The sequence below is a fragment of the Delftia sp. ZNC0008 genome (assembly GCF_000799035.1).
Lineage (GTDB): Bacteria > Pseudomonadota > Gammaproteobacteria > Burkholderiales > Burkholderiaceae_C > Comamonas > Comamonas tsuruhatensis.
Window position 1 is genome coordinate 1 of record NZ_JTKZ01000900.1, and the last position, 4,112, is coordinate 4,112.

Genomic DNA, 4,112 nt, shown 5'->3' on the forward strand with positions numbered 1-4,112 from the left:
AGGCCATCGCCGGCGTGCAGGTGCTCATGGCGGGCCATGGCGAATGGACCGTGGAGCCTTCCGCGCCCAGCGCGCAGCAGTTGCGTGACGGCCCGGTGCTGCCCGATCTGCGGGCACGGCGCATGCTGCCCGCAGGCCAGGCATTGCCGGATCTGGCCGAGCTGGCGTTGGACTGGCACGGCGTGTCGGAATTTCACCGCCGCGTCTACGAGCTGACGCGTGCCATCGCTCCCGGCCATACGCGCACCTATGGCGAGATCGCGCGCGAGTTGGGCGAGGTGGGCCTGTCGCGCGCCGTGGGACAGGCGCTGGGCCTCAACCCCTTCGCGCCCGTGATTCCCTGCCACCGCGTGCTGGCCGCCGGCGCCCAGCCGGGCGGTTTTTCGGGCGGCGCAGGTGCGCTGACCAAGCTGCGCATGCTGGAGATCGAGGGTGCGGCCTGGGGCGGCACGCGCTCGCTGTTCGGGGATTGACGGGCCGGACACGCATGTGACATGCGGCACGGCGGGGCGGCTTGCACAATCGCCGCTGCAGGCCGTCCCGGCAGGGGAGGGCCGCCCTCCATTCCACCCATGACCGGCACACAAGACCCGGACCAGGAGACAGACGAATGACTCGCAATGTGCAGCAACTTTTCGACCTCACCGGCAAGACGGCCCTGGTGACCGGCGGCTCGCGCGGCCTGGGCCTGCAGATGGCCCATGCGCTGGGCGAGGCGGGCGCCAGGATCATGCTGAGTTCGCGCAAGGCCGCCGACCTGGAGGAAGCCGCTGCCGAGCTGCAGGCCGCCGGCATCGACGCCCGCTGGATCGCCGCCGACTGCGCCAACGAGGCCGATATCGAGCGCCTGGCCGCCGAGACGCTGGAGCGCCTGGGCCAGGTGGACATCCTCATCAACAACGCGGGCGCCAGCTGGGGCGCGCCGGCCGAGGAGCACCCCGTGGCCGCCTGGGACAAGGTGATGAACCTCAACGTGCGCGGCTACTTCCTGCTGAGCCAGCAGATCGCGCGGCGCAGCATGATCCCGCGCAAGACCGGGCGCATCATCAACCTGGCCTCCATCGCAGGCCTGGGCGGCAACCCGTTGGGCATGAAGACCATTGCCTACAACACCTCCAAGGGAGCCGTCATCAACTTCACGCGCGCGCTGGCCGGCGAGTGGGGCGTGCATGGCATCACCGTCAACGCCATCTGCCCGGGCTTTTTCAAGACCAAGATGGCCAGCGTGCTGATCGAGACCCTGGGCGAGGACGAGATGAAATCCCATGCCCCGCTGCGCCGCCTGGGCGACGACGAGGACCTCAAGGGCCTGACCCTGCTGTACGCCAGCGACGCGGGCAAGCACATCACGGGCCAGTGGATGGCCGTGGACGGCGGCGTCAGCGCCCTGGTGGGCGGCTGAACGCGGCGGCGCTGCTGCCGAGGTGACAGTTTTTCCCGCAGATCGTGCCGCCGCGCGCCATGCTGCCTTCGGGCGCCCTTATGCTCGCCTGCATTGCGATCTGAACTGGAGAATTTCGTGCTGGATTTTGGCCACCCCATCCCCTTCGTCGACCACCTGGGTTTCACCCTGCACCGCATGGAGGACGGGGAGTCCGAACTGCGCTTCGAGGCGCGTCCCGAGCACCTGAACACCTTTGACGTGACCCACGGCGGCGCCACCATGACCCTGCTGGACGTGACCATGGCCGTGGCCGCGCGCAGCCTGCAGCGCGACATGGGCTGCGTGACCATAGAGATGAAGACCAGCTTCATGCAGCCGGCGCGCGGCCCCCTGGTGGCCAAGGGCGTGGTGCTGCACCGCACGCGTTCCATGGCCTATACCGAGGCGCGCGTGTTCGATGCCTCGGGCCGGCTGTGCAGCCATGCGACCGGAACGTTCAAGTACATGCCGCGCGTGGCCAAGCCGGCCGCCGCCGAGACAACCCTCGCCACGGACTGATCCGCACGGCGAATTTGCCAGATACCCAATGCCACACGCCAGCCCCGGCAGCACCGGGAACTGGTTCCATTGTTTGTGATGCCACCGGAGGTTTTCCCATGCCCGTGAACCAGCAGATACTGCTCGACAACCGCCCCGAGGGCGAAGCCGTGGAAAGCAATTTCCGCCTTGTCAGTACCGAGACCCCGGCGCTGGCCGAAGGCCAGGTGCTGGTGCGCCACCACTACCTGAGCCTGGACCCCTACATGCGCGGCCGCATGAATGACAGCAAGAGCTATGCCCAGCCCCAGCCGCTGGGCGAGGTCATGATCGGCGGCACCGTGGGCGAGGTGGTGGAAAGCCGCCATCCCAAGTTTGCCGTTGGCGACAAGGTCGTGGGCATGGGCGGCTGGCAGGAATACAGCGTGGTCGATGGCGATGCGCCCGGCATGCTGCGCAAGGTGGACACCACCCATGTGCCGCTGTCGCACTACCTGGGCGCCGTGGGCATGCCCGGCGTGACGGCCTGGTACGGCCTGGTCAAGATCATCGCCCCCAAGGCCGGCGAGACCGTGGTGGTCAGCGCCGCCACGGGCGCCGTGGGCAGCGCGTTCGCGGCCCTGGCCAAGGCGCGCGGCTGCCGCGTGGTGGGCATTGCGGGCGGCCCCGAGAAGTGCCGCTACGCCACCGAGGAGCTGGGCTTCGACGCCTGCATCGACTACCGCGAGCACCCCGACACCAAGACCATGGCCAAGGCGCTCAAGGACGCCTGCCCGCAGGGCATCGACGGCTACTTCGAGAACGTGGGCGGCTACATCCTCGACGCCGTGCTGCTGCGCACCAACGCCTTTGCGCGGATCGCGCTGTGCGGAATGATCGCGGGCTACGACGGCACGCCGCTGCCCATGACCAATCCCGCGCTCATCCTGATCAACCGCATCCGCATCGAAGGCTTCATCGTCAGCGAGCACATGGAAGTCTGGCCCGAGGCGCTGCAGGAACTGGGCCGCCTGGTGGGCACCGGCAAGCTGCGCCCGCGCGAGAGCATTGCCGAAGGCATTGCCTCCGCACCCTCGGCCTTCCTGGGCTTGCTCAAGGGCAAGAACTTCGGAAAGCAGCTTGTGAAGCTCACCCCCTGAGTCGCTTCGCGCCTTCCCCCCGTGGCACGTCGCCTCTCTACTCGCTTCGCGAGGGAGGGGGACGACACCCTCGGTGCGGGGCGGCCCTTCCTCGGTGTCCCTGAGGCGGGCTCTGCCAGTGCCAGGAGGGAGGGCTGTGTACGGGCCAGGGTTAATTGCCAAATCCTTCCACAAGAACATCAGGACAAGACAAGGAGACAAGGGAATGATCAAGAACTTCAAGGGCAAGACGGCCGTGCTGACGGGCGCGGGCTCGGGTTTCGGCCTGGAGTGCGCGCGCATTGGCGCGAAGCTGGGCATGAACCTGGTGCTGGTCGATGTGCAGCAGGAGGCGCTGGACAAGGCTGCCGCCGAGTTCGAAGGGCAGGGCGTGCGTGTGCTGGCACGCCGCGTGGATGTGTCCGACGCAGCCCAGATGCAGGCCCTGGCCGACGAGGTGCGCCAGCAGTTCGGCGCGCCGCACTTCGTGTTCAACAACGCAGGCGTGGGCGCGGGCGGGCTGGTCTGGGAGAACACGCTGGAAGATTGGCAGTGGGTGCTGGGCGTCAACCTCTGGGGCGTGATCCACGGCGTGCGGCTGTTCACGCCCATGATGCTGGAGGCCGCCAAGGCCGATCCGTCCTTCGAGGGCCACATCGTCAACACGGCCAGCATGGCCGGGCTGCTGGCGCCTCCCAACATGGGCATCTACAACGTCAGCAAGCATGCCGTGGTCAGCCTGACCGAGACGCTGTACCAGGACCTGGCCCTGGTCTCCGACCAGATCAGCGCCAGCGTGCTGTGCCCCTTCTTCGTGCCCACGGGCATCAGCCACAGCGAGCGCAACCGGCCCAGCCATCTGGCCGCGCAGCCGCTGACGGCCAGCCAGAAGATCGGCCAGGCCATGAGCGAGAAGGCCGTGGGTTCGGGCAAGGTCACGGCCACCGATGTGGCGCAGAAGGTCTTCGACGCCATTGCGGCCAACCAGTTCTACATCTACAGCCATCCGCAGGCGCTGGGCTCGGTCCAAACCCGCATGGAAGATGTGGTGCAGGGGCGCAATCCCAACGCGG

Annotated in this window: 5 protein-coding genes; all 5 read left to right on the forward strand. The window is 67.9% G+C overall.

The window, feature by feature from the left end:
• Window positions 1-473 (forward strand): methylated-DNA--[protein]-cysteine S-methyltransferase (locus L995_RS29110; RefSeq protein ID WP_047474896.1); only part of this gene is annotated, 473 nt, incomplete at its 5' end.
• A 137-nt stretch (window positions 474-610) separates the two neighbouring features.
• A complete protein-coding gene (locus L995_RS29115) occupies window positions 611-1,402 on the forward strand; it encodes an SDR family oxidoreductase (protein ID WP_016452876.1) in 792 nt (263 codons plus the stop codon).
• 117 nt (window positions 1,403-1,519) lie between these two features.
• The gene (locus L995_RS29120; RefSeq protein ID WP_016446794.1) at window positions 1,520-1,942 is read left to right on the forward strand and encodes a PaaI family thioesterase; all 423 of its coding nucleotides are present in this window, start codon (window positions 1,520-1,522) and stop codon (window positions 1,940-1,942) included.
• Window positions 1,943-2,040: 98 nt separating this feature from the next.
• A complete protein-coding gene (locus L995_RS29125; RefSeq protein WP_012205200.1) occupies window positions 2,041-3,060 on the forward strand; it encodes an NADP-dependent oxidoreductase in 1,020 nt (339 codons plus the stop codon).
• Between the two features lie 205 nt (window positions 3,061-3,265).
• A partial coding sequence (locus L995_RS29130) for an SDR family oxidoreductase (protein WP_047474900.1) occupies window positions 3,266-4,112 on the forward strand: 847 nt, incomplete at its 3' end.

Excerpts from the sequence above, each read along its gene's own strand:
- L995_RS29115 (WP_016452876.1), top strand. The coding sequence starts at position 611 with ATGACTCGCAATGTGCAGCAACTTTTCGACCTCACCGGCAAGACGGCC.
- L995_RS29125 (WP_012205200.1), top strand. The coding sequence starts at position 2,041 with ATGCCCGTGAACCAGCAGATACTGCTCGACAACCGCCCCGAGGGCGAA.